This is a genomic window from Streptomyces sp. NBC_00090, assembly GCF_045160815.1.
Classification (GTDB): domain Bacteria; phylum Actinomycetota; class Actinomycetes; order Streptomycetales; family Streptomycetaceae; genus Streptomyces.
Genome location: NZ_CP108224.1, coordinates 3,305,588 through 3,330,923, shown reverse-complemented (window position 1 = coordinate 3,330,923; position 25,336 = coordinate 3,305,588). Strand labels below are relative to the sequence as shown.

Genomic DNA, 25,336 nt, shown 5'->3' with positions numbered 1-25,336 from the left:
CGGTCGCCAAGGGAAGGGGCGGCACCGCGAACCTGCCCGTGAGCGTAGGGTGCGGGGCCTTGTTGCGGGGCTTTCGGGGTCGTCGGTGCCGGGGTTGGCCAACCGTTCCGCCAAGGACTCGCCGACGGATGGAAGTTGGCTGAAATCATATGGGTTCGGTTGTGCGAACCTGTCAACTCGAAGGGGGTCGGGACCGGCTTCGGCTCAGTTTCGGCGCCTGTTTCGTACGGTTTCGTCCCGTAGTCCGCGCTCCGAGCGGCGCAGCAGCACCTGGCAGGCAGCCGTCACCGAGACGAGGCCGAGCGCGGTGCCGGCGGCCCCGCCGAGCGAGGTGCCGTAGACGACGAGTACCACCGGGACCAGGACGCAGCAGAAGGCCGACCACCGGACGACGTCACCGGCGGGGTCCGTCACTCCCGTCCGCACCCCCGTCCCCGGTCCCGTCCCCGATCCCGTCCCCACTCCTGTCCACGCTCCGGCCCCTCTCTCCGTCCCCGGCTCCCGGCCCGGGGTCGACGGGGTCGCCGCGGCGGGGGCGGGGGCGGGGACGGGGGCGCGGCGGCGGCCGCGGGGCGAGCCGAGCGCGGGGGCGGGCGCGGGGGCGGCGGAGGTCTGGCCGGCGGCGGTCGATGGTGCGGGCACGGGCGGTCTCCCTGCGACGGTGGGCTGGACCTGTGGCAACGAGGAGCGGAATGTTCCGGTCACTGTGGGCGACGTCCGTTTGGCCCCTGTAAGGACGCCTGTAGGGCACAACCGGCATTGCCAGATCGCGAACCCCTCGTGCATGCTCCCTGGGACGCCGCGTGAGAGCGGTGCGCACGCCGGGGAGTGGCACGGCGGGCTCTGGGCAGGAGAGGAGTGTCGCCGTACCCTTGGGGGTATGGGCTTGGGAAGATGATTCCCGGACACAGCTCCGCCGCCACCCGTTGTTCCGTCCCCTCCATTCCCGTCCCTTCCCACGAGGACTCTCTTCGCCGAGACACCGATGGCCGGTCACGAATTCTCCGAACCCGCGGACCGCAAGCGCGTCGCCGACTCCACGGTCGACCCCCTCGCGGTAGAACAGCCACGCCACTCCTGCGACCCGGCCTTCCGGCACGGGGTGGTCGTCGGTTTCGACGGCTCCATGTCCAGTGAGCGAGCCCTCGCGTACGCCATCGGCATGGCCCGCCGCTCCGGCTCCGGCCTGATCATCGTGCACGTGGCCAACCGGCTGCCCACCACGGTGTGGGCCGGCTGCGAGCCGCCGGTCTTCGTCGACGTGCCGGACCACCGCACCGAGGTCCTCGGTCTGGAGCTCGCCTGTGCCGAGCACCTCTCTGAGGTGCCGTGGATCCTCGTCGAGCGCGGTGGGGACATCTGCCACGAGCTGGAGGAGGTCGGCCGCGAGTACTCGGCCGACGCGATCGTGGTCGGCTCCACGCACGGGATCGTCGGCCGGATCTTCGGCTCGGTGGCCGGCCGCCTCGCGCGCCGCGCCCAGCGGCCCGTCATCGTCATCCCGTAGGCGTCGCGGGCGACCGCATCGCACCGCCACTCTTCGTCAACTGGCGCTCCCCGGCCATAAATTCGGCCTTCCTCAGGTGAATTGTGCGCTTGTGAAGGGTAGATAAGGGTCACCGGATCACAGCAGCTCACGCAGCATGACTGCACTCCTGAAGGGAGCCCGCCGTGGACAATGAAGTCGCCGCGGGAAACAGCACCTCCACTCTCGGACACCTGGCACTCGGACTCACCCTGCTGGCCTTCGGGCTGGGCGGGACGGGTGTCATCGACAACGTCGCGGCAGCGGATGCCGCGGGCCTCGCCACCTGGGTCGGCGGGGTGGCGCTCTTCCTCGTCGGCCTGGTCGCCCTGCGCGGCGGCAGCACCGGCGAGGGCACGGCGTACGCGGCGCTCGGCGCCTTCTGGTTCACCTGGGGGACCGCGGTCGGCGGCGGGGCCTCGGCGGACGCGGTGGGGCTCTTCATGCTCCTGTGGGCGCTCCTGGCGCTCACACTGACGATGGCCGCCTCGGGCAGCGGTCTGTTCGGACAGGGCGTGTACGGGCTGCTGTTCGTCGCGCTGCTGCTGATCGGCATCGGCGCGCTGGCCGACAACGGCGGCCTCGCGAAGGCGGGCGGCTGGGCGGCCGCGGTCGCCGGCCTCGTCGCCTGGTACGGCGCGACGGCCGCGGTGGCGGGCTGGCCGACCACCCTCCGGCGCACGGCGAGCACGAGCGCGCCCGCTGCCGGGTGACCACGAGCGCCGGCGAGTGAGCCGAAGGGGCGCACGAGCGCCCCGGAGGCGAACCGAGCCCAAAAAAGAACGGTCCCTGTGCACCTGGGTGTGCACGGGGACCGTTCTCGTGTCCGGTCGAACCGCCGGGGGACAGGCCCGGCGGTGCGGGTCGGGGGGACAGGCCCCGACCGGCTGCTACTCGACCGTGACGGACTTGGCCAGGTTGCGCGGCTTGTCGATGTCGCGGCCCATGGCGAGCGCCGTGTGGTAGGCGAGGAGCTGGAGCGGGATGCCCATCAGGATCGGGTCCAGCTCGTCCTCGTTCTTCGGCACGACGATGGTGTGGTCGGCCTTCGCCTGCGGCTGGTGCGCGACCGCGAGGATGCGGCCGCTGCGGGCCTTGATCTCCTCCAGGGCGGCGCGGTTCTTCTCCAGCAGGTCGTCGTCGGGGACGATCGCGACCGTCGGCAGGGCCGGCTCGATGAGGGCGAGCGGGCCGTGCTTCAGCTCGGAGGCGGGGTACGCCTCGGCGTGGATGTAGGAGATCTCCTTCAGCTTGAGGGAGGCCTCCAGGGCGACGGGGTAGCCGCGCACACGGCCGATGAACATCATCGACTGGGCGCCCGCGTACTCCGCGGCGATCTTCTTGATCTCGTCCTCGGTCTCGAGGATCTCGCTGATCTGCGCGGGCAGCTTGCGCAGGCCCTCGATGATCCGCTTGCCGTCGGTGACGGACAGGTCGCGGATGCGGCCCAGGTGCAGGGCGAGCAGCGCGAAGGCGGTGACCGTGTTGGTGAAGCACTTGGTGGAGACGACGCAGACCTCGGGGCCGGCGTGGACGTACACGCCGCCGTCGGCCTCGCGGGCGATGGCGGAGCCGACGACGTTCACGACGCCGAGGACGCGGGCGCCCTTGCGCTTGAGCTCCTGGACGGCGGCCAGCACGTCGTAGGTCTCACCGGACTGGGAGACGGCGATGTAGAGGGTGTCGGGGTCCACGACCGGGTTGCGGTAGCGGAACTCCGAGGCCGGCTCGGCGTCGGCGGGGATGCGGGCCATGGACTCGATGAGTCCGGCGCCGATGAGGCCGGCGTGGTACGAGGTGCCGCAGCCGAGGATCTTGATCCGGCGGATGGTGCGGGCCTCGCGGGCGTCGAGGTTCAGGCCGCCCAGGTGCACGGTGGAGAAGCGGTCGTCGATCCGGCCGCGCAGCACGCGGTCGACCGCGTCGGGCTGCTCGGAGATCTCCTTGTGCATGTACGTGTCGTGGCCGCCCATGTCGTAGGAGGCGGCCTCCCACTCCACGGTCTCCGGGGTGGCGGTGGTGGTCGTCCCGGAGGTCGTGTAGGTGCGGAAGTCGTCGGCCTTGAGGGTGGCCATCTCGCCGTCGTCGAGGGTGACGACCTGGCGGGTGTGGGCGATCAGGGCGGCGACGTCGGAGGCGACGAGCATCTCCTTCTCGCCGATGCCGAGGATGACCGGGGAGCCGTTGCGGGCCACCACGATGCGGTCGTTGAAGTCGGCGTGCATCACGGCGATGCCGTAGGTGCCCTCGATGACCTTGAGCGCCTCGCGGACCTTCTCCTCCAGGGTGGAGGCCTGGGACCGGGCGATGAGGTGGGTGATGACCTCGGTGTCGGTCTCGGAGGCGAAGACGACGCCGTCGGCCTCCAGCTTCGCGCGGAGCTCCTGGGCGTTGTCGACGATGCCGTTGTGGACGACCGCGACCTTGTTCTCGGGGTCCAGGTGCGGGTGCGAGTTCACGTCGCTGGGGGCGCCGTGGGTGGCCCAGCGGGTGTGGGCGATGCCGGTGGTGCCGGAGAAGCGCTTGGGGACGCGGGCTTCCAGGTCACGGACCCGGCCCTTGGCCTTGACCATCTTCAGGCCGGTGGCCTTCGGGCTGGTGATGACCATGCCGGCGGAGTCGTATCCCCGGTACTCGAGCCGCTGCAGGCCTTCCAGCAGCAGCGGGGCGACGTCACGCTTTCCGATGTAACCGACAATTCCGCACATAAAGGTGAAACCCCTCCAGGTCTGTGATGGTGCTTTCCGGCCGCCGAGGCGGGCCTCAGCCGTAGACGATGCGGCGCAGTTGCCGGAGCGAGAGCTCCGGTGGCGCCACGGCCCGGTGCGGCAGCTCCGCCGCGATCCGTTCGAAGATCTCGGCGTTCACCGCCCCGCCGGACTGCAGTTCGCGGTGGCGGCGGCGGACGAACTCCTCGGTCGTCTCGTCGAAGTACGCCAGCACGTCGAGCACCACCCGGGCGGCCTCACCGCGCTGGAGCGCGGTGCTGCGGACCAGATGGTCGACGAGGTCGTCGTGCGACGGGCGGCGTTCGAGCACCCGTGAATACTGAGGTGCGCACCCGGCTCTTTGCAAGAATCCTGCCCGAAATCGGGCAGGACGGCCGCGATTGAGCCCCGGAACGAGGGGATTGGCCTAGACCTTGACCGATCGCAGGGTGCGGCGGTACGCATGGTGACGGTTCGGATACACATCGACAGACGCGTCCATTCGCCCGAAGGGGACCATGCCTGTGAGACAGCGCCGAACGATTCCGCGCCTGATCGGATCCCTGCTCCTGGTCGCCACCGCCGGAGTCGGCTGCGGCGAGGCCACCGCCGACAGCAGATACGCCGGCACCGGAACCGACGGCAAGGCCGCGGCCGCCGCCGAGCCCGAGGTGCGCCCGCTCGGCCGCATCGTGCCCGTACCCGCCTCCGTCACCCCCGAGGGCGAGCCGTACACCCTCACCCGCGCGACCCGCATCGGCGTGGACAGCGCCTCCCGCGAGTCCAAGGCCCTCGGCCGCTACCTCGCCGGACTGCTCCGCCCCGCCACCGGCTTCCCGCTGCCCGTCGTCGACGAGGCCGGCGCCCGCGGCGGCATCCGCCTCCGTCTCAGCCCCGGCGACACCGCGCTCGGCGACGAGGGCTACCGCCTCCGCTCCGGCCCCGGCGGCGTCACCCTCACCGCCCGTGAACCCGCGGGCCTCTTCCGCGGCGTCCAGACCCTGCGCCAGCAGCTGCCCTCCGCCGTCGAGCGGAACTCCGTCCAGGCCGGCCCCTGGAAGATCGCGGGCGGCACGATCACCGACACCCCGCGCTACGCCTACCGGGGCGCCATGCTCGACGTCGCCCGTCACTTCTTCACCGTCGACGAGGTGAAGCGGTACATCGACCAGCTCGCCCTCTACAAGATCAACACGCTCCACCTGCACCTCTCCGACGACCAGGGCTGGCGCATCGCCGTCGACTCCTGGCCCCGGCTCACCACCTACGGCGGCTCCACCGAGGTCGGCGGCGGTCCCGGCGGCTTCTACACGAAGGAGGAGTACCGGGAGATCGTGCGGTACGCGGCCTCCCGCTACCAGGAGGTGATCCCCGAGATCGACCTGCCGGGCCACACCAACGCGGCCCTCGCCTCCTACGCCGAACTCAACTGCGACGGCGTCGCCCCGCCCCTCTACACCGGCATCAAGGTCGGCTTCAGCTCCCTCTGCGTCCCGAAGCCCGTCACGTACGACTTCGTCGACGACGTGATCCGTGAGATCGCCGCCCTCACTCCCGGCCGCTACCTCCACATCGGCGGCGACGAGGCCCACTCCACCAGCCACGCCGACTACGTGACCTTCATGGACAAGGTGCAGCCGCTCGTCGCCAAGTACGGCAAGAAGGTCGTCGGCTGGCACCAGCTGACCGGTACGAAGCCCGCCGAGGGCGCCCTCGTCCAGTACTGGGGCCTCGACCGCACCCCCGCCGCCGAGAAGGAACGGGTCGCCGCCGCCGCGCGCAACGGCACCGGGCTGGTCCTCTCGCCCGCCGACCGGTCCTACCTCGACATGAAGTACACGAAGGACACCCCGCTCGGCCTCGCCTGGGCCGGATACGTCGAGGTGCGGCGCTCGTACGACTGGGACCCGGCGACGTACCTGCCGGGGGCGCCGGCCGACTCTGTCCGGGGCGTCGAGGCCCCGCTGTGGACGGAGACCCTCGCCACGATGGACGACCTCGACGTGATGGCCTTCCCGCGCCTGCCGGGGATCGCCGAGCTGGGCTGGTCCCCGGCGTCGACCCACGACTGGGAGACGTACAAGGTCCGCCTGGCGGAACAGGCCCCGCGCTTCGAGGCGATGGGCATCGACTACTACCGCTCGCCGCAGGTGCCCTGGCCGGGGGAGTAGCCGGTCTGGTCACGCACGTGGAACGCCCGGCCGGGGAGCCCTGGCCGGGCGTTCCACGTGTGTGGGTGGGTCAGGCGTTGCCGAACCCGTTGCCTTTGACGCCGGCCACGAAGGCGGTGAAGGCGGTGGCGGGGAGGTTGAGGGCGGGGCCGGTGGGGTGCTTGGAGTCCCGGACGGGGACGGTGCCGCGTGAGACGGCGAAGTTGGTGGCGACCTCGACGCACTGGCCGCCGTTCTCGCTGTAGGAGGACTTGAACCAACGGGGGGATTCGGTCGTCACGGGGTGCCCTTTCGCGCCTGGTTGATCACGGCCACGGATTCCGCCTGGGAGGGCGCTTCGGCCTGTAGTTGATGGTAGGTCGTCAGCATTGGTAGGACTGAGGCGATTTCACGGTCCAGATGGCCACGCTGGGCGGACTCGGCATACGACATCAGCGAGCGATCAGGCATCGTGAGCACGGTGACCGGCAGGCTGAGCGGCCGCCGAATCCCCATGTCGAATGGGGCGATCTGAAGCACGGTGTTCGGCTGTTCGGCGAACTCGACCAACCGCGCCAACTGGTCTTGCATGACGGCCGTCCCCCCGATGGGGCGGCGGATGCAGCCTTCATCCAGGACGACGAAGATCAGCGGGGGAGAGGCGCGGACCAGTGCGGCCTGGCGCTCCGCGATGACTGTCAGACGCTCGTGGGCCTGCTCCGTGGTGATCGCTCCCCGCTTGACGGCGCTCTCGGTGATCACGGTCGCATACTCGGGCGTCTGGAGCAGGCCGGGTATGACGCCCACCTCGTACAGCCGGATCTCCGCTGCCCGGGCCTCGTGCTCCACGTACTCCGGGAAGCCCTCCAGGAGCGCCCCCTGCCGCATGCTGCGCCACTCGCGCTCGAACGAATCGCCCGTTCCCAAGGCCGCGTCCGCACGTCGGGCGAGACGCAAAGTCGGCATCTTGCGGCCAGTTTCGACGGAGGAGAGATGCGTCCCGGAGTACCCCATCCGCGAACCCAACTCCTCCTGGGACCAGCCGCGTTCCTCGCGTAACCGGCGCAGACGGGCCCCGAACGCCGCCTGTGGAGAACTCTCGGGGTCCAACTCCTTGATATTCAAGGGTTCGTCACCAACTTTCCGTCCTTCCGCGACACGTTGATGCGCTCCTGACTGTAGGTCACGCTGGGCACCCCTGGTAGTGGATCCGCTACGGAGAGGAGCGACCATGTCCGTACACCAACCCGCCGCCGGCGCGTACGTCGCCGACATCGCCAACGGAACGACCCGGCTCGGCAGGGTGTCGCGCAGTCAGGCCGGGAGTGTCTACCTGCGTCCTCCGGGCGGCGGTGCCGAGTGGGCCGCCTCGCCCGAGGATCTACGTGCGCCGACCGAGGGCGAGTGGTCGAGCATCCGTATCCTCACCACCCCCGTACCTCCCGCACTCGTCCTCTCCGCAGACCATGGGCTCCGCCCCCGGCCCGAGCCGGTTCCGGACTGCACGCTGTGTGCGTATCTGGTGCGATGGTTCGACCTCTATATGGGCACCGGACCCCGGCACGACGAATCCGCCGCCGTGGACTGCGTGGTGGAGATCCGGAACCACCCGCACGACCCGCCGAAGATGCGGATCGTGAAGCCGTGACGGCGCCGGTGGATGTACCCGTCACGCACCGGATCGGCCCGCACCCCCAGGGGGAGACCGTCGCGACGGCCCACTGCCTGGACGGCGGGTGTGGTTGGGAGACTCCGCCCTCCGCCCAACCGCCCGGCGTAAACGTCGAATGCCTGGCGCACACCGTCGAGACCGGGCACGACACGTTCGCCGTGACGGTCGAGTGCGTCGCCCTGGTGACGGACGGCCCCCGGTGAGGCTCCACGCCGTGGCCGTCACGGTCGTGGGCGTCGTCGGCGTCCTCGTCATGGCTCTCGTCGTCACCCGGTGACCTGGACACGCAGGAGTGCCCGGCGGCCGTCGGCCGCCGGGCACTCCTTGTTCAGGGACCGAGATCAGCTGCAGCGCAGCTGTGCGTCGGCCCAGTCGGCGTGGTCCTTGCCCGTGCCGTCACCGCCGTCGGCGGCCACCAGTTCCAGCACCTTGGCGCCGGAGATGTCGACGTCCAGCGTCGTCGGGCCGGTGGCGTGGGTCCGTACGGAGGTGGTCGTCAGGGTGCGGCCGTCGGCGCGGACCGAGAAGGCCACCGAGCCGTAGTCGACCTCGTCGTCGATGCCCACCGTGGCGGTCAGCCGGGTGCAGCGGCCGTCCAGCTTCAGCCCCACCACACTTGACGCGTGGGTTCCCAGGCCTGAGGCGAAGGTCGTGCCGTTGAGCGAGAGCGATCGCCCGTCTCCGCCGCCGGACTCGCCGTTGCTCGAGTTCCGCTCCACCGGACCCCAGCCGTTGGCCGAGTAGTAGAACGGCAGGGCGCTGACGGCGGTGTCGGCGGTCGGGGCCTCTACCGCGGTGGCCGGAAGGACCTTACGGGTGTCGGCCAGGTGCTTCGCGCCGCCCTGCTGGAAATCGGCCGCCGCGGTGAGTGCGGAGAACTCCGGCAGGGTGCCTTCGGGGGCCGTGACCTGATAGGTCGCGGTGACCGAAGTGCCCGGGGCCACTGTGGCGCCGGTGACCGCCGTCGCCGGGGTGACGGTCCAGCCGGTCGGTGCCTGAAGGGTGATGTCGGTCGCGGTGGCGGAAGTGACGCCGGCCGGCACGGCCATCGTGGCGGTGACGGTGGTCTGCTCGCCCGGCGCGATGTGCTCCGGTGCGGCGAGCGCCAGCGTGGCGTTCGGGGAGGTGGACGCGTAGGTGGCGGCCTGGTACTGGGGGGCGGCCACCGGGCCCGTCGTGTGCGGGGAGAGCTGGGTGCCGTAGGACTCCAGGGCAACGGAGCCCAGGCCGCCGGTGGTGCCGTCGGCGTTCCAGACCGCGAGGGCGATGGAGTTGGCACCGTTGGGGTTGAGGATGCCGTTGGGGATCGGGAAGCTGTGCTGCGGGCCGAGGTCGTTGATGTACCGGCCGAGCTGCCAGCCGTTGACGAAGATCAGCGCCCGGTAGTGGCGGGACGGGTCGTCGGTGATGCGCAGCCCCACCGAGGTGTCCTGGCCTGCCGGGAGGTTGAGGTTCGCCGAGGTGCGGTACCAGGTCACGCCCGGGGTGGTGTTGTTGGTCGGCAGGGTGACGGATGACCAAGCGGTGTCGGGGAAGCCGGGCAGCGACCAGCCGGAACGCTCGCCGTACAGGCCTCCGGTGTTCATCGGGCCGCGGGCCGGGTCGATCAGGTTCTCCCCGCCGCGGCTGCCCTGGATGCGCCAGGTGACCGGGGTGGTCGGTGCGCCGACGAGGGCGGCACCGGTCAGGCCGCGTGCCTCCTTGTGGGAGTCGTTGGCAGTCCAGTCCTCGTTGTGGCCGGAGTTCTCCAGCAGCACCGAGACCACGTTGTCCGCGCCGTCCTTGAGGCTGCCGGCGGGGAAGTCGAACCGGTGGTGGCGGTCACTGGTGCTGCCCAGGAAGGTGCCGTTCAGCCAGACCGAGTAGATGCCGGCCGGGCCGGTGATCGCGGACAGGTCCACGGCGTTGGTGCCGGGCATGCCCTTGAAGTGCGCCCGGTACCAGACGTCGCCGTAGTGGAAGCCGTACTCGTCGGTGAACAGCACCGGGAGCGTGTCCGGGGTGGTCGTGCTGTGGGAGGTGAGCTTGTCCGCCACCGTCCACGTGCTGTCGTCGAAGCCCAGCTGCGCCTCGGGTGATTCGGTGGACTTCTTCCAGCCGGTCAGAGCCGGCAGGGAGACCGCGACCGGGGCCTTGAGCTGGCCCGTTCCCGAGCCGCTCGACGTGGTCGACAGGGCGAGGGCACCGCCGTTCCAGGTGGTCTTCGCGAACGAGCCCGCGAAGACCTCGACAGCGCCGGCGGAGGCGGAGTCGCCGGTGAGTGCCAGCGTGCCGTCGGCGGCGGTGGTGGCGCCGCGCAGCAGCGAACTGCCGCGTACCAGCACGGGGCCGGCCGCGGTCTGGGCCTGCCAGAACGTCTTGGCGGTGGCGGTGTCCCCGATCAGCAGCAGCAGCGGTCGCTGTCCGCCCGTGACGAGCACCCGGGCCAGGCCGGAGTGCTGGTAGTTCAGCCGCAGGTCACCGGAGGTCGCGTCCCAGGTGAACGGCACGGTCCCGCTCAGCACCTTCACGGTCGGCTTCGTCGGGAAGTTGAGCACCGTCTCGCCGGACTGCCCCTGGCCGCCGTAGAGCACCGCCACGTCACGGGCGCCGATGGTGGTGCTGGTCATCAGCTCCGAGGTGGAGTACTGCAGCCGGCTCGCGCCGAGCTGGTAGCCGGCCACGAGGGTCTTGGACTCCCTCCCCGCCAGCGTGATCGAGGTTCCCGCCTGCTGCGGGACGGACGGGTAGTTGCGCGTGGCGCCCGTCGGCTGGTCGACGGCGTCGACCGCGACGAAGGCGCCGTTGGCCGAGGCGTTCTTCTGCCCGGTCGCGACGATCTTCAGGGTGTGTGCGGCGTTGGTCAGGTTGTTCGCCGAGTACAGCACCTGCTGCGGCACGACCGTGGACGAGTAGCCGTCCACGGTGGCCACCTTGGTGCCGTCGATGTAGACGTCGGCCTTGCCGTGGTTGGGCGCGGTCGATGCGATCCAGCGGACCGACTTGCCGGTGAACGGTATCGACACGCTCGCGCCGGCGGTGTCGGTCCAGGACTCGGTCTGGCGGAAGTCGCTCTTCGCGTAGTCCTGCTCGGCGCCGACATGGGTCCAGCCCGCGCTGTAGGCGAGGCGGCTGTCCTGGTCGTCGAAGGTGTAGGAGCCCTTGGTCAGGTCGACCGCGATGCGCGCGTTGAGAGTGTTGTTGGAATTGACGTTCGACTGCCGCAGGAAGTGGAACTGCGTTCCGTCATCCGGGTTCCGGCGGACCGTCTCCACCATGTCCCAGGTGCTCGGGGCGGGGTTGGCCACCTGGTCGGTCTTGTTCAGCGACTGCGCGGTTTGGAGGAAGGAGCCGATCAGCTTGATCTGCTGGTACTTGTCGGTGAGCTGGCGGGGCTCGCTGATCGCCGCACCGTAGTCGTAGGAGGTGTAGACCATGTTGGGGTCGGCCTGCCAGCCCCAGGAGGTACCGCCGTAGGCCATGTAGAGGTTCTGCATGGTCGACCCGACGGCGAGGTTGTTCTTGTAGAAGACGTTGGCGAAGTCGGCGCCGGTCAGCTGGCGGCACTTGTCGTAGCCGGGGCCACCCCACGGGTCGAAGGACCCGCCCTGGAACTCCGCGGTGAACAGCGGGGTGTTGGGGTTGCGGGGGTAGCCGGCGATGTTCGGCAGGTTGCTCCACTGCGTGGGGTTGGAGCAGTTGAACCCCTGCGGGTAGGAGTCCACGGCGTCGATGTCCACCGCCCCCGCACCGGTGGCGAACGCCTGGTTGTGGTTACCGGTGAGCGGCACGGTGATTCCGTGGTCCCGCGCGGCCTTCTCCAGGTGGGCCATGTAGGCCCGGCCGTCGGCGTTGTTCCTGTAGAACTCGTTCTCGATCTGGTAAGCGATGATCGATCCGGTCCCGTTGGTGATCTGGTGGCGAGCCAGGATCGGGTCGATCTTGCTCAGCCACTCGTCCGCCGCGGCCAGGTACGCGGGGTCGGTGCTGCGCGCCGACCCCGGCAGGGTGTCGACCCAGGCCGGGAATCCGCCACTGTCGAGCTCGGCGTTGATGTACGGGCCGGGCCGGGCGATCACGTAGACGCCCTCCTGCGCGGCCATGTCCAGCAACTTGTCGACGTCGCGGATGCCGCTGAAGTCGTACACGCCGGGCTTGGGCGAGTGGTAGGCCCAGTCGAGGTAGATGGAGACAGTGTTGAACCCGGCCGCCTTCAGCTTCTGCAGCGTGTCCCGCCACAGGTCCGGACTGGGCAGACGGTTGTAGTGGAACTCGCCGCTCCAGATGTAGGTGCGCTTCCCGTCGATCATCATCGAGTAGCCGTCATAGGTCACCGTGTGGGTGCCGCTGATCGAGGAAGCGGCGGCCGGCATGGCCGTCACGGTGGCGGTGGAGACCGATCGGGAGGCGGGCTGGGCGGCGGCCGCGCCGCCGGCCGCGCCGGTGGCCGACAAGGCCAGCGTGATGGCAGCTGCCAGCACTCTGCGCGAGCGGTGACCCGGGGGCCTGGGAGGAGATGCGTTGAGCATGGTGCGGCTCCTGAACTGGGTGGGGGGAGGGGGGAGGGGTACTGACGGCGCCGTGAGGAACACGGCCCCGTCAGGCTCGGGTGGTTCGGCCGATCCTCGGCAGCCGTTGGCCTGGTCGCGGCGATTCCACTGCTCCAGCCCGGGTCGCGGACGCTGCCGAGGAGGGGAGGGCAAGGAGAAGCGGGGTTCCGTCGGCCTCCTCCGTACCTGCGCAAGGGATGAGGAAGCCGGGTGGCCCTTGGCGTGTGCGGGGGATGGAGGAGGGTCGGGTCGACCGGGTGATGTGTGAACGTTCCCAGTCGTTGGCGGGAGTGAGGTGATCACGTTCGGCGACATGGCTGGGGTGAATCCCGCGTGGGGCGGCTGGGGTCAACCCTCCGCCCCCGCCTCCTCCTGACCAGGGTGGGAGCCGGGATCTGACGATCAGTCACGTCAATCCGGCGGGTGGCCGTGTTGACGTAAACATTTGGTTAAAGCAGAGTTTCGGGGCGCGCCCGGGTGCTGTCAAGGCTTCATTCGAACCATCCTGGTTCGTTAGGTTTCGCCAGGGTTCGTCAGGGGTACAGGGCGACGCCGGACCAAAGCCGTCGGCACCGCCCTGCGCGACCAGGCCGCCGAGCGGTGCGGGACGCGCCTGGAGAAGGCCCTGGTGGACCAGGGCGGACGAGGTCGTCATCCACGGCGCACTGCTGGACATGGACGTCGAGGTAGTCCGCCGCTTCAGGGCGGTGCTACGGGGCTTGGGGCTGGTAGGCCCGCATGTCGAGGTGTCGCGTATTCGTCAGACGAGAGGAGTGACGGACAGTGATGTTCGGGAGTCTCGCCCTCCGCTGTTTGACCTCGTCTTGTGACTGCGAGCTTCCGCTTACTCCGGACAGAGAGCCGCCAAGCGGGGCAGTCGGCGAGTCATTTCGCCGTGGTCATCGAAATCGAAGTTCCAGGTGGGGTCCAGCTCTCGGTAACGGATGGTGGGTGGGCTCGTGGGGAGCTGATCACCGGTCGCCGAGATGTGTGCGTTCCAGACGATGCCCAGCATGTCCTCACCCTCCAGGTCGCGGCCGTCGGCTGCGGAGGCTTGAACGATTGGCAGTTCTGCCAGGGCATCGGGGTCAGCGACTACGTGCTCGAAGACTTCACGGCCCTGAGCGATCAGCCAGCCGCGGAAGTAGTCGAAGCCGTCGTCAGAGCACCCACCGTTGGCGATGTGAGCAGCGGCCCACAGAGGATTGGTGTAGGAGTCAACCATCAGGTCCCGCAGCACCTGCTCAGCTGCGACGATCTCCTCGACCGGCCGGGAGGCCAGCAGCGAGGTCGCCTCGCGAGCGACCGCTTCGCCGTCGTTCGGGTTGGACGCCTGATTGCGGGCTGCCTCAATGAGCTGCCAGAACTGCTGCTTGTCCATGGAGGCAGAGCCTGCCACCTGGTACTGACATGGGGCCGGTCGCGGGAGCTTGGCCCATCAGAGCAGCCGCGTCGCTGCTGTCAGACGCCATCCGCTTTCCGAACGTGATCGTTTGATTCGGGCTGGGTGGGCATGAACTTCGTCCCGCGGCGGGAGAGATGGGCGTGGTTCGTCCGTTCGCCTCGCTTGTGGAGGTGGCTGGTGCCGTCGGTGCTCGGTCTGTTGAAGGCCCGGGAGAAGAAGGTCCGGGAAGAGGTCGCGCGGTTGCGACAGGAGGCCGAGCGGGTGCAGGCCGCACTCGGCGAGGCGGAACGCGCACTTCAGCGTCTTGCGGATGCCCGTGTGACGGTGGCCGAGGTGATCGTGCCCTCGTCGATCCGTACAGAGGTGCCGTCGGCCTTGTAGGAGAGGGTCCGCTCGCAGATGCCGGTGCCTGGTCCGACGCTCAGTCCGCTGCCTGTTCCCGAAGACCACCGGCATCAGGCGCGGCGCCCGGTCCTGGGAGACCAGCAGCCACAACAGTGCTCTCAACGTTCCATGATCACGTAAACACTGGCACGTCGACAGCGTGAACGCTCGAAATCCTTCTGTCGTCCAGAGAGCTTCCGTCGGGCTCTGCGCGGCCTGAAGCTACGTCCGGGTAGGCCTTGACACTCCCCTCCCACACTGTCACGGTTCGTTCGAAAGTGATTGGCGGCAGTTGAATCTTGGCATGACCGCGCATGGTGGATGCTCACGACTGCACGCTTCCTGTCGTCACCGCATCCCTGGCGGGGTGCGGCGTACCCAGCCGCGCCCGTAGCCGTGCTCCCCTGTTCCTAAGGAGTCACCCATGCGCCCAACGCGCTCACGGGGCAGAAACTTCGCCTCTCTCGCCGCACTCACGTTCGCTCTCGCCGCGCTCGTGCCGACGACGGCCACCGCCGCCCCGAAGCCGGACGTCAAGGTGGTCCCGGCCGTCGTGCCCCAGCCCGTCTCCCAGACGAGCCTGACCGGCAGCGGCTTCGCCCTCACCGCGCAGACGCCGGTGAACGTCATCTCCTCCAGTGATCCCGACGCGGCGGGCGTGGGCTCGTACCTGGCGGGGCTGCTGGCTCCGGCGACCGGTTACACGCTTCCGGTCACCACCACCTCGCAGCCCGTGAGCCAGGCCATCGTCCTGAACCCCAACGGTGCTTCCAGCCTGGGCGCCGAGGGCTACACCCTGAAGTCGACCAGCACCGGTGTGACGGTGACCGCGTACGGAGCGCAGGGCCTGTTCCGCGGGGTGCAGACGCTGCGGCAGCTGCTGCCGGCGGCGATCGAGTCCACTTCGGTCAAGCCGGGTCCCTGGACCGTCTCCCCCGTGCAGATCTCGGACTCGCCCCGGTACTCCTACCGTGGCGCCATGGTCGACGTGGCCCGCCGCTACTACCCGATGTCCCAGCTCAAGCGGTACATCGACCAGGCCGCCACGTACAAGATCAACACCCTGCACCTGCACCTGACCGACGACCAGGGCTGGCGTATCGCGATCGGCGCGATACCGAGCCTGACGACGGTCGGCGCGAGCACGCAGGCCGGCTTCACCGGCGGCACCGACTGGTACTACACCGCGGCGGAGTACCAGGAGATCGTCGCCTACGCCAAGTCCCGCTTCATGACCGTCGTCCCGGAGATCGACGGGCCCGGCCACACCAGCGCCGCGCTGGCGTCGGTCGCCAACCTCAACTGCGACGACCAGCCCGGCAACCTGTACTCGGGCTTCGATGTGGGCATCAGCCTGTACTGCCTCAGCGACGCGCAGCACGTCGCCGACGTCAGCAGCTTCCTCACCACCGTGATCGACACCGTGGCGTCGATGACGCCCGGACCGTACGTCCACCTCGGCGGCGACGAGACCCCGGCGGCCACCCCGTCCCAGTACGCCGCCTACGTCTCCGCCGCCAGCTCGGCCGTGACCTCGCAGGGCAAGACCGTGATGGGCTGGCACCAGCTCGGCCAGTCGACGATCCCCGCGAACAGCATCATGCAGTGGTGGGGCAGCGACGGCGACCGGGCCACGGTCGGCACGAGCTACGAGAACGAGAACGTCCACTTCGTCCGCGACGCCGTCCAGCAGAACGCCAAGTTCGTCATGTCCCCCTCGGACCACGCGTACCTCGACATGAAGTACGACTCGTCGACGCCGTACGGCCTGACCTGGCAGGGCTACATCTCGCTGAGCAGGGCCTACGACTGGGACCCCACCACCTCGACCGCCAAGCTCGACGGCACCGGCTCACTCGTCCCGGCCGACAAGATCGCCGGCGTCGAGGCGGCCCTGTGGGCCGACCACGCGTACGCGGGCAGCCACCGGCTGGCCACGTCCACGAGCCAGTTCCCCGAGCCGTACGTGTACGCCGAGCACATGACCTTCCCGCGCCTGCCCGCCATCGCCGAGATCGGCTGGTCGCCGCAGTCCACCCACAACTACAGCGACTTCAGCCGCCGTCTGGGCACCCACGGAGCACGCTGGTCCGCCGCGGGGATCGAGTACTACGCCGCCCCGGACGTACCCTGGTCCAGCCCCCCTTCCAGCAGCAGCCTGATCGGCGTCCACACCCTCACCACCGGCGGCCAGGCCCTGGACGTTCCCGGCAGCTCCGGCGCACCGGACACGCAGCTCGACACCTGGGCCCTGCACGGCGGCAACAACCAGAAGTGGACCTTCGTCAAGCAGCCGGACGGCTCCTACATCCTGGTCAACGTCGCCTCCGGACTCTGTGCCGACGTCAGTGGCGGTTCCCTGTCCGCAGGCGCCGCCATCATCCAGTGGACGTGCAGCGGCGACACCAACCAGAAGTGGCAGGTCACCCCGGTCACCGGCGGCGGCCACACCGTGGCATCGGTCAGCAGCGGCCTCCTGCTGACCACCGCCTCGACGACCAACGGCGCCCTCGTCACCCAGCAGCCGGCCAGCGGTTCGGCCTTGCAGCGCTGGACCATCGGATGACCCACCGGGCCTGACGGCCCGATCGCACGGTAGAGCGAAACGTCGACGGCCAGGGCCCCTGGACCAGGGCCCTCGCCTTCGATGCGAGCGCGGGACACTCGTATCGCCACTCGGCCGCACGTACAGGCGCAGTGCAGGGTGTGAACGGCAACCGATTTGTCGATGTTCCCCGTGCTGATGGGGCGGACGGGGAACAACTTCAGATCTACGGCTGCATCGACACGCCCGCCTGCTATGGGCCTATGGGCCTATGGGCCCTGCCCGGAGACGGGACCCTTCGCGCGCTGGGCAGCTGCATGGATGCGGTACACAAGACATCCGATGAATGCATGGCTCCGAGGTTGTCGGCGACGTGGTGTGGAAGCCGTAGCGGGCGACGGAGATCGCGGAGCGGTCGGGGGCGGCATGGGCCCGGGTGACGGTATGTGGAGCAGGTCGCACAGGAGTCCCTCGGCCTGCCAAGCCGCGCAGATCTGCTCGCCGTAGGTGCCCAGCGGTCCGCCGTCGCCGCGCCCTTGCGGGCCCGGCGCCGTACTGTCCCCGTCGTCCGCGACTCTCACCACACTCACCCCCTCCGGCCTCAGCATTTGTGTCGCCGCGTGTTGATCTCGGCATCGTCAGCACTCAAGCCCGTGGTCTTCATGACCGGTTCCGTAGAGAACGATCGTGATCGCGAAGGTCCGCGGGGTCTTCGCTCCCGGGGCGGCCGCACCCCGCGCCCCTCGCCCGGCGTGACGGGCAGGCCGAGTTACCACTGCCGCACCGCCACTAAGTTCGACGACCCTCGATGACGGCTCGAGGTCAACGCGGTCAGGGTCACGAGACATTTGCTTGGAGCCACGTATTGATCGGATGTATTGGTCTGCTCTAGCGTGTCGAGCACCCCACAAACCGCGCTCCACAACTCCCCCAGAGGAACGTGACGCATGTCCAGAAATCTCTTGGCCCGGCCAGTACCACGCCGTGCCCTGCGGCGGTCCGCCGTCGCCATGCTCGGTGTCCTCGCGGCGTTCGGCGGCAGTGTCGTGGCGGCCCCGCCCACGCCCGCCGCCACGCTGGCAAAGCCGAACCGCACCGCCACGCTGCCAGCGCCGAACCCCGTCGTCGCGATCAACAGTAATGACACCGCTGCGCAGATCCTCCAGAAGGCGGCGACGGTGACGCCGTCGCCCCGGCAGCTCGCGTGGCAGCGTGAGGAGCTGACAGGGTTCGTGCACTTCGGCCCGAACACCTTCACCGGCAAGGAGTGGGGTTCCGGTACCGAGGACCCGAACGTCTTCCAGCCCACCAACCTGGACACCGACCAGTGGGCCGCGATGTTCAAGAACGCCGGCTTCAAGAAGATCATCCTCACCGCCAAGCACCACGACGGCATGCTGCTCTTCCCATCGGCCTACTCCACCTACGGGGTGGCGTCCAGCTCCTGGCAGAACGGTCAGGGCGACGTCCTCAAGTCGTTCACCGACTCGGCCCGCAAGTACGGCCTCAAGGTCGGCGTCTACCTGTCGCCGGCCGACGGCCACGAGTTCGAGACCAGGGCGACCACCGGCACCTACGGCAACGGCAGCACCCCCCAGGCCACCCGGATCCCCAGCGTCGGCGACGGAAACGGCACGATCTTCAACTTCACCGCCGACGACTACAACCGCTACTACATGAACACCCTGTACGAGGTGCTCACCAAGTACGGCACGCTCGACGAGGTGTGGTTCGACGGAGCCAACCCGTGGAGCGGCCAGGTCGCCCAGAACTACAACTACGCCGACTGGGTCAAGATGATCCGGACCCTCCAGCCGAACGCGGTCGCCTTCCAGGAGGGCGGCCCGGACATCCGCTATGTCGGCAACGAGAGCGGGACCACCACCCGCACCAGCGAGTGGGCCACGCTCCCGAACAGCACCGACTACGCCGGCAACCCGGCCGATCCGGCGACCGCCGCCGACATGGTCCTGCAGGTGCCCGACGGCGCCGCCCACCCGGATCTGGGCAGCGACGCGCAGCTGACGCGGCAGACCAACGGCACGACCAGCTGGAAGGTCCTGCGGTACCAGCCGGTCGAGTGCGACGGCCGGCTGCAGGGCTCCGACTGGTTCTGGCACCCGGGCTCCACTCCGGTCCAGATGGAAGTCCTGAAGAACATGTACTACGGCTCGGTGGGCAAGAACTGCCAGCTCCTGCTGAACGTCGGCCCGGACGCCACCGGACGCATGCCCGCGGACGCGGTGGGCCGCATGCATGAATTCGGGGAATGGATCCGCTCCGTCAACGCCGTCAACGCCGCGGCCGGAGCGACCGCGAGCAACGACTCCGGTACCTCCAACACGGCCGGCAACGTCCCCGGCAACGTCCTGGACACCGACGACGCCACCGCCTGGCAGCCCACCGGCACCACCGGTAACCTCGTGCTCGACCTCGGTTCCTCCAAGACCTTCAACGTCGTGGACCTGCAGGAGAGCCTCCAGGTCGGACAGCGCGTGGCAGCCTTCGCCGTGGACGCCTGGAACGGCACCTCCTGGCAGCAGGCAGGCACTGGCACCACGATCGGCCACCGCCGTCTGCTCAAGCTCGCGGACACGGTCACCACCAGCAAGGTCCGGCTCCGGATCACCAGCTCCCGCTCACTCCCCCCGGCGATCGCCACCTTCGCCCTCCGCGCGGACATCGAAGCCCCGAACCTGGCGCTGAACAAGCCCGCCACCCAGTCGAGCACTCACGACAACGGCGCCTCCGCCGACCGCGCCGTCGACGGCAACCTCGACGGCAACTTCCCCGCCGGCTCGGTCACCCACACCTCCGACAGCCCCCTCGACACCGACCCCTGGTGGCAGGTCGACCTCGGCTCCTCCCAGCAGGTGAGCACCGTCAAGCTGTGGAACCGCACCGACTGCTGCGCCGACCGGCTCCACGACTTCTACGTCTTCGCCTCCGACACTCCCTTCACCTCCACCGACCCGAACGTCACCAAGGCCCAGGCCGGAGTGTGGAGCACCTACCACGCAACCGCCGTCGGGGACACCCTGTCCCTCCCCCTCGGCCGGACCGCCCGCTACCTCCGCGTCCAGCTCGTCGGTTCCGACCGCCCCCTGTCCCTCGCCGAAGTCCAGCTCTTCGGCTGACCCAACCCGCTGACGGCTCCCCGCCGCGTCTTCCGACGCGGTGAACCGTGAGCCACAGCGCCCCACGACAGTGGCCGACCTCCTCCCCGGTTCAAGACCTCTTCGAACCCGGGGAGGAGGTCGGCCCGGTTCGGCCTCCCGGCCATCGACCATCGACCTTCAGTGGAAGAGATGTGAGCCCCGGCGGAGGACCGTACTCCGGCGGGGCTCGCATCGGTTCAGGGGAGCGTCAGGCGAAGCGGGCGATCGGGTTCACCAGGTCGCCGACGAGCTGGAGCGCCGCCGACGGGTCCGCCAGGTCCACCATCTGCTTGTTGTTGCGCAGCTGGAGGCGGTTGAGGGCCGACAGGGCGAAGGTCTCCTCGAACATGTCGTACTGCGCGAACCGGTCCGACAGCTCCGGCTTCGAGTCCTGGTAGGCGTGCGTGCATTCCGCGACCGTCCGCCAGAAGCTCTCCTCGTCGAGGACGCCCTCCGTCGCCAGTGTCGCCGCCATGAAGCGGAAGAAGCAGTCGAAGACGTCCGTGAAGACCGAGAGGAGCTTCATGTCCTCGGGGATCTCGGCGCGGACGCGCTCCACCGCCGGCGGGAGGACCGCCGTCGGGTCCATGACCACGATCTCCTCGGCGATGTCCTTGAAGATCGCGCGGGAGACCGTGCCCTGCTCGTCGAGGACCAGGATCACGTTCTCGCCGTGCGGCATGAACGCCAGGTCGTAGGCGTAGAAGCTGTGCAGGACCGGGAGGAGGTAGGCGTCGAGGTAGCGGCGCAGCCACGCCGTCGGCTCCTGGCCCGACTCCTTGATCAGCGCGCCCGCGAAGGACGCGCCCGTGTGGTCGACGTGGAGGAGCGAGGCCATGGTGGCCAGGCGCTCGCCCTCGGCGAGGGTCGGGACCGGGGACTCGCGCCAGAGCGCGGCCAGCATCTTGCGGTAGGGGGAGTAGCGGTCGGTGGCGGCCTCGTACTCCAGGTGCCGGTAGCCGACCGCCGCCCGCTCCCGGATGATCGAGAAGTTGACCGACGTGAAGGTCGAGTCCGACTCGATCAGCTGGTGCAGCCAGTCGTTGATGGCCGGGGTGGCCTCCATGTACGCGGCCGAGAGACCCCGCATGAAGCCCATGTTGAGGACCGAGAGCGCCGTCTTGACGTAGTGCTTGGCCGGGTCCGAGGTGTTGAAGAAGGTACGGATCGACTGCTGCGCCAGGTACGTGTCGTCGCCCTCGCCCAGGTACACCAGGCGCTGCTGCGCGATCTCGGCGGCGAAGGTGACGGACAGCTTGTTCCACCACTGCCAGGGGTGGACCGGCATGAGGAGGTAGTCCGCCAGGTCCAGGCCGCGGGCGGCCAGGACCGTGGCGAAGCCGTCCACCGTCGCGTCGCCGAGCTCGGCGCGGACGAAGGCCTCGTAGTCGATGCCCGCCCCGGCGGTGAAGGTGGTGCGGTCGCGGCGCGCGGCCAGCCAGATCAGGTGGATGTCGCTCGCGGCCTCGGGGGCGTACGCGCGGAACTCGTCGACGCCGAAGCCGAGCCGGCCGTTGTTGGCGACGAAGCAGGGGTGGCCCTCGGTCATCCCGGTCTCGATCGCCTGGAAGCCGGCGTGGGCCAGTTCGGCGGAGGTGACCGGGGGCTTGGTCGACTTGTACGCCGTGCCGGCCAGGGTGGAGGAGATCTCCTCCAGGTAGACCGGGAGGATCTCGTCGCTGAGGCCGAGGGTGCCGCGCAGTTCGGTGATGAACTGGAGCGCGTCCAGGGGGAGTTGCTCGTCGCCTCGGTGGCGGCTGATCGAGTCCGGGTAGACCTGCCAGTGGTCGAGGGCGAACCGGTCGGCGGTGAAGCGGTACTCGGTCGTGCCGTCGTCGCCGAGGACCTTGTAACGGCTCTCGCCCAGCTCCTGCGGGTTGAGCAGCCGCTCGTGGGCGAACTCGGCGAGGCCCTTGCGGATCAGCGCGCGGTTGGCGTCGGCCCAGCGCTCGGGGGTGAGGTGGGCGACGGGGTCGACACGGTCGACGGCGGTCATATCGCCACCGCCACGGCCGCCTCGAACTGCGCGCGGGTGCAGAAGCTGAGCAGCGCCTGCTTCTCCGGCTTCTGGATCTCGCGCTCGGGCACGAATCCGACGACCTCGTTGAGCGCGTGGACGGCCTTGTTGGACACGTCGGGCTCGACGACCACCCGGGCGGTCGCCGGGTCGGCGAACAGCTCCGCCATCACGGCGGTGATCACCCGGCGGGTGAAGCCGTGCACGGGGGTGTCGGTCGGGGCCACGAGGAAGTGCATGCCGACGTCGCCGGGGAGCGGCTCGTACAGGCCGACCAGCTCCAGCTGCGAGGGGTCGTAGCGCTCCATGAGGATGGCGGGGACCTCGTCGACCAGGCCGATGAAGGCCTGGTGGTGCGGGTTGGCGGCGAACGCCGTGTACTCGCGCTCGACGTCCTGCAGTTTCGCGTCCTGCATCATCCAGAAGGCGGCCTTGGGGTGGGTGACCCAGGCGTGGATCAGCTCCGCGTCCTTGAGGGGATCGAGCGGGCGGAAGCGGATGGTCATGCGGCGAACTCCTGGAAAGCGATGGTCTTCTCTACGGGGTAGTACTCGGAGCCCAGCATCTCCCCGATGATGTACGCGTTGCGATACGCCCCCATGCCCAGGTCGGGCGAGGTGATCGAGTGGGTGTGCACCGCGGAGTTCTGCAGGAAGATCCCGCGGCCGGTCGTGTCGATCGCGTAGTTGCGGGCCACGTCGAAGCGGCCCTGGGCGTCCCAGTTGATGCGGTCGCGGACCGGCTCCAGGAAGGCGGGGACGGTGTACTTGTACCCGGTGGCGAGGATCAGGCCCTCGGTCTCCAGGGTGAAGTCCTTCTCCTGCTCCTCCTGGCGGAAGCCGAGCGTGTACGTGCCGCTGGTGTCGTCGTACGCGGCGGCGTGCAGCGCGGAGTTGGTGAGCAGCCGGGTGGGGACGGGGCCGTTCAGGTTCTTCTGGTAGAGCAGGTCGAAGATGGCGTCGACGAGCTCGCCGTCGATGCCCTTGAAGAGGCCCTTCTGCTGGGTCTCCAGGCGGTAGCGGGTCTGCTCGGGGAGCGCGTGGAAGTAGTCCACGTACTCCGGGGAGGTCATCTCCAGGGTGAGCTTGGTGTACTCCAGCGGGAAGAAGCGGGGGGAGCGGGTCACCCAGTTGAGCTTGTAGCCGTGGACGTCGATCTCGGAGAGGAGGTCGTAGTAGATCTCCGCCGCGCTCTGGCCGCTGCCGACCAGGGTGATCGACTTCTTCCTCTGGAGCTCCTCCTTGTTCGGGAGGTAGCGCGAGTTGTGGATCAGGTCGCCGCCGAGGTCCTGGCAGGTCTCGGGGACGTACGGCGGGGTGCCGGTGCCGAGGACGATCCGGCGGGCGCGGAAGGTCTCCCCGGCCGCGGTGGAGACGACGTACACCTGGTCGGTCTCGTCGAAGGTCACGGAGGCGACGGTCGTCGACCAGCGGACGGAGGTCAGCTTCGCGGCGGCCCAGCGGCAGTAGTCGTTGTACTCGGTCCGCAGCGGGTAGAAGTTCTCGCGGATGTAGAACGAGTAGAGCCGGCCCTTCTCCTTCAGGTAGTTGAGGAAGGAGTAGGGGGACGTCGGGTCGGCCATGGTGACCAGGTCCGACATGAACGGGGTCTGGAGGTGGGCGCCTTCGAGGAACATCCCCGAGTGCCACTCGAAGTCCGGCTTGGACTCCAGGAAGAGACCGTCCAGGTGGCCGATGGGCTCCGCCAGGCAGGCGAGTCCGAGGTTGAACGGGCCGAGCCCGATGCCGATGAAGTCGTACGTCTCGGTCGTCTCAGGCGTGGACAAGGGTCTCTCCCAGGTACTGCTCGGCGTGGCCGGCGATCAGGTCGAGGACGGCGGCGATGTCGGCCACGGTCGTCTCGGGGTTGAGCAGGGTGAACTTCAGGTACTGGCGGCCGTCGACCTTGGTGCCGGCGACGACGGCCTCGCCGGAGGCGAAGAGGGCCTTGCGGGCGTAGAGGTTGGCCCGGTCGATCTCGGCGGGCGAGGCGACGGCCTCGGGGATGTAGCGGTAGACGAGGGTGGAGAGCTGCGGTTCGACCACGACGTCGTAGCGCGGGTCGGCGGCGAGCAGCGCGAAGCCCTCCCGGGCCAGGTCGCAGACCTCGTCGAAGAGCTCGCCGACGCCGTCGGCGCCCATCACGCGCAGCGTCATCCAGAGCTTGAGCGCATCGAAGCGGCGGGTCGTCTGGAGGGACTTGTCCACCTGGTTGGGGATCTGCTCGGCGACCGTGCGGCGCGGGTTGAGGTAGTCCGCGTGGTACGTCGCGTGGCGCAGGGTGGCGCCGTCGCGGACCAGGAGGGCGGAGGAGCTCACCGGCTGGAAGAAGGACTTGTGGTAGTCGACCGTGACCGAGTCGGCCCGCTCGATGCCGTCCAGGAGGTGGCGGCGGGTGCGGGAGGCGAGCAGTCCGCAGCCGTAGGCCGCGTCGACGTGCATCCAGGCGCCGTACTCGTCGGCGAGGGCGGCGACCTCGGGCAGCGGGTCGATGGAGCCGAAGTCGGTGGTGCCGGCGGTGGCGACGATCGCCATCGGGACGAGGCCCTCGGCGCGGCAGGCCTCCAGCTCGGCGGCGAGGACGACGGACTGCATGCGCTTGTTCCGGTCGACCGGGACGGAGATGACGGCGTCGGCGCCGAGGCCGAGGAGGGTGGCCGACTTCTGGACGCTGAAGTGGCTGCACTCGGAGGAGAAGATGCGGAGCTTCGCCAGGTCCTTCGTCTTGGCCTCCTCGCGGGCGAGGAGCAGGGCCTGGAGGTTGGACTGCGTGCCGCCGCTGGTGAACACGCCGTCGGCGGCGGGGCCGAGGCCGATCCGGCCGGTCGTCCAGTCGATCAGCTTGCGCTCGATGAGGGTGCCGCCGGCGCTCTGGTCCCAGGTGTCGAGCGAGGAGTTGACGGCCGAGAGGACGGCCTCGCCGAGGACGGCGGGGATGACCACCGGGCAGTTGAGGTGGCCCAGGTAGCGGGGGTGGTGGAAGTAGACGGCGTCGCGGAGGTAGACGCTCTCCAGCTCGTCGAGGGCGGCGGAGGAGTCACCGAGCGGGCGGTCGAGGTCGACGGCGTCGATGACGGGGGCCAGTTCGGCCGGCGTGACACCGGTGAACGGGCGGCGCGTCGTGGCGAGTTTGTTCGCCACCCGCTCGACTCCTTCGGTGACGGAGCGCCGGTAGCTCTCCGCCGTGGCGTCGTTGAGCAGGTGGGAGCGCATGTGGGGGCCCTTTCGGGAGGGACGCTGAGGG

The 25,336-nt window shown here is 69.3% G+C and carries 19 protein-coding genes; 8 read left to right on the top strand and 11 right to left on the bottom strand.

Translation table 11 applies throughout. The features are described from left to right. Positions 1-204: 204 nt before the first annotated feature. Positions 205-642 carry a hypothetical protein gene (locus tag OG361_RS14550; RefSeq protein WP_405853704.1) on the bottom strand — a complete coding sequence of 146 codons (438 nt, stop codon included), beginning with the start codon at positions 640-642 and terminating at the stop codon, positions 205-207. Positions 643-985: 343 nt separating this feature from the next. On the opposite strand from OG361_RS14550, the gene OG361_RS14545 reads away from it, so the two are divergent. Both OG361_RS14545 and OG361_RS14540 read left to right on the top strand, forming a co-directional pair. After that, on the top strand, positions 986-1,507 hold the full coding sequence (locus OG361_RS14545; protein ID WP_384575325.1) for a universal stress protein: 522 nt from the start codon (positions 986-988) through the stop codon (positions 1,505-1,507). Between the two features lie 164 nt (positions 1,508-1,671). Next, positions 1,672-2,238 (top strand): GPR1/FUN34/YaaH family transporter, encoded by a 567-nt coding sequence (locus OG361_RS14540; protein ID WP_405853703.1) that lies wholly within the window; start codon positions 1,672-1,674, stop codon positions 2,236-2,238. A gap of 177 nt (positions 2,239-2,415) precedes the next feature. On the opposite strand, the gene glmS is transcribed toward OG361_RS14540, so the two are convergent. Both glmS and OG361_RS14530 read right to left on the bottom strand, forming a co-directional pair. After that, positions 2,416-4,233 carry a glutamine--fructose-6-phosphate transaminase (isomerizing) gene (glmS, locus tag OG361_RS14535; protein WP_384575319.1) on the bottom strand — a complete coding sequence of 606 codons (1,818 nt, stop codon included), beginning with the start codon at positions 4,231-4,233 and terminating at the stop codon, positions 2,416-2,418. Between the two features lie 55 nt (positions 4,234-4,288). Beyond that, positions 4,289-4,564 (bottom strand): hypothetical protein, encoded by a 276-nt coding sequence (locus OG361_RS14530; protein WP_024758123.1) that lies wholly within the window; start codon positions 4,562-4,564, stop codon positions 4,289-4,291. A 193-nt stretch (positions 4,565-4,757) separates the two neighbouring features. Between OG361_RS14530 and OG361_RS14525 the strand changes: the two genes are divergently transcribed. Further along, positions 4,758-6,404: a beta-N-acetylhexosaminidase gene (locus OG361_RS14525; RefSeq protein ID WP_405853702.1), complete on the top strand. Its 1,647-nt coding sequence runs from the start codon at positions 4,758-4,760 to the stop codon at positions 6,402-6,404. Between the two features lie 70 nt (positions 6,405-6,474). Here the strand turns inward: OG361_RS14525 and OG361_RS14520 are convergent, their stop codons facing one another. Both OG361_RS14520 and OG361_RS14515 read right to left on the bottom strand, forming a co-directional pair. Next, positions 6,475-6,684 carry a DUF397 domain-containing protein gene (locus tag OG361_RS14520; RefSeq protein WP_405853701.1) on the bottom strand — a complete coding sequence of 70 codons (210 nt, stop codon included), beginning with the start codon at positions 6,682-6,684 and terminating at the stop codon, positions 6,475-6,477. Then, positions 6,681-7,508, bottom strand: coding sequence for a helix-turn-helix transcriptional regulator (locus OG361_RS14515; protein ID WP_405853700.1), 828 nt, complete (start codon positions 7,506-7,508; stop codon positions 6,681-6,683). Before OG361_RS14515 ends, OG361_RS14520 begins: the two co-directional genes overlap by 4 nt. A gap of 106 nt (positions 7,509-7,614) precedes the next feature. Here OG361_RS14515 and OG361_RS14510 point away from each other — a divergent pair, with 106 nt between their 5' ends. Together OG361_RS14510 and OG361_RS14505 are read left to right on the top strand one after the other, a co-directional pair. Continuing rightward, positions 7,615-8,031 carry a hypothetical protein gene (locus OG361_RS14510; RefSeq protein ID WP_405853699.1) on the top strand — a complete coding sequence of 139 codons (417 nt, stop codon included), beginning with the start codon at positions 7,615-7,617 and terminating at the stop codon, positions 8,029-8,031. Continuing rightward, positions 8,028-8,258 (top strand): hypothetical protein, encoded by a 231-nt coding sequence (locus tag OG361_RS14505; RefSeq protein ID WP_405853698.1) that lies wholly within the window; start codon positions 8,028-8,030, stop codon positions 8,256-8,258. The genes OG361_RS14510 and OG361_RS14505 overlap by 4 nt, the downstream gene beginning before the upstream one ends. 138 nt (positions 8,259-8,396) lie before the next feature. On the opposite strand, the gene OG361_RS14500 is transcribed toward OG361_RS14505, so the two are convergent. Together OG361_RS14500 and OG361_RS14495 are read right to left on the bottom strand one after the other, a co-directional pair. Next, complete coding sequence (locus OG361_RS14500; RefSeq protein WP_405853697.1) at positions 8,397-12,563, bottom strand: beta-galactosidase; 4,167 nt, start codon at positions 12,561-12,563, stop codon at positions 8,397-8,399. A gap of 865 nt (positions 12,564-13,428) precedes the next feature. Continuing rightward, positions 13,429-13,965, bottom strand: coding sequence for a DUF4240 domain-containing protein (locus OG361_RS14495; RefSeq protein WP_405853696.1), 537 nt, complete (start codon positions 13,963-13,965; stop codon positions 13,429-13,431). A 201-nt stretch (positions 13,966-14,166) separates the two neighbouring features. Between OG361_RS14495 and OG361_RS14490 the strand changes: the two genes are divergently transcribed. The 3 genes from OG361_RS14490 to OG361_RS14480 all read left to right on the top strand — a co-directional run bounded on the left by OG361_RS14490 (position 14,167) and on the right by OG361_RS14480 (position 20,055). Further along, the gene (locus OG361_RS14490) at positions 14,167-14,370 is read left to right on the top strand and encodes a hypothetical protein (RefSeq protein ID WP_405853695.1); all 204 of its coding nucleotides are present in this window, start codon (positions 14,167-14,169) and stop codon (positions 14,368-14,370) included. Positions 14,371-14,797: 427 nt separating this feature from the next. Next, positions 14,798-16,939 (top strand): family 20 glycosylhydrolase, encoded by a 2,142-nt coding sequence (locus OG361_RS14485; protein WP_405853694.1) that lies wholly within the window; start codon positions 14,798-14,800, stop codon positions 16,937-16,939. A 926-nt stretch (positions 16,940-17,865) separates the two neighbouring features. Further along, positions 17,866-20,055, top strand: a complete 2,190-nt coding sequence (locus OG361_RS14480) for an alpha-L-fucosidase (protein ID WP_405853693.1) — start codon at positions 17,866-17,868, stop codon at positions 20,053-20,055. A gap of 229 nt (positions 20,056-20,284) precedes the next feature. Here OG361_RS14480 and OG361_RS14475 read toward each other — a convergent pair whose 3' ends face one another. The 4 genes from OG361_RS14475 to OG361_RS14460 are packed head-to-tail and all read right to left on the bottom strand — an operon-like array spanning position 20,285 to position 25,305. After that, positions 20,285-22,072, bottom strand: coding sequence for an IucA/IucC family protein (locus tag OG361_RS14475; RefSeq protein WP_405853692.1), 1,788 nt, complete (start codon positions 22,070-22,072; stop codon positions 20,285-20,287). Further along, entirely contained in the window at positions 22,069-22,599 is a 531-nt protein-coding gene (locus OG361_RS14470; protein ID WP_405853691.1) for a GNAT family N-acetyltransferase, read from the bottom strand. Before OG361_RS14470 ends, OG361_RS14475 begins: the two co-directional genes overlap by 4 nt. Beyond that, on the bottom strand, positions 22,596-23,879 hold the full coding sequence (locus tag OG361_RS14465; RefSeq protein ID WP_405853690.1) for a lysine N(6)-hydroxylase/L-ornithine N(5)-oxygenase family protein: 1,284 nt from the start codon (positions 23,877-23,879) through the stop codon (positions 22,596-22,598). The genes OG361_RS14470 and OG361_RS14465 overlap by 4 nt, the downstream gene beginning before the upstream one ends. Continuing rightward, positions 23,866-25,305, bottom strand: a complete 1,440-nt coding sequence (locus OG361_RS14460; RefSeq protein ID WP_405853689.1) for a pyridoxal phosphate-dependent decarboxylase family protein — start codon at positions 25,303-25,305, stop codon at positions 23,866-23,868. The genes OG361_RS14465 and OG361_RS14460 overlap by 14 nt, the downstream gene beginning before the upstream one ends. Positions 25,306-25,336 lie beyond the last annotated feature (31 nt).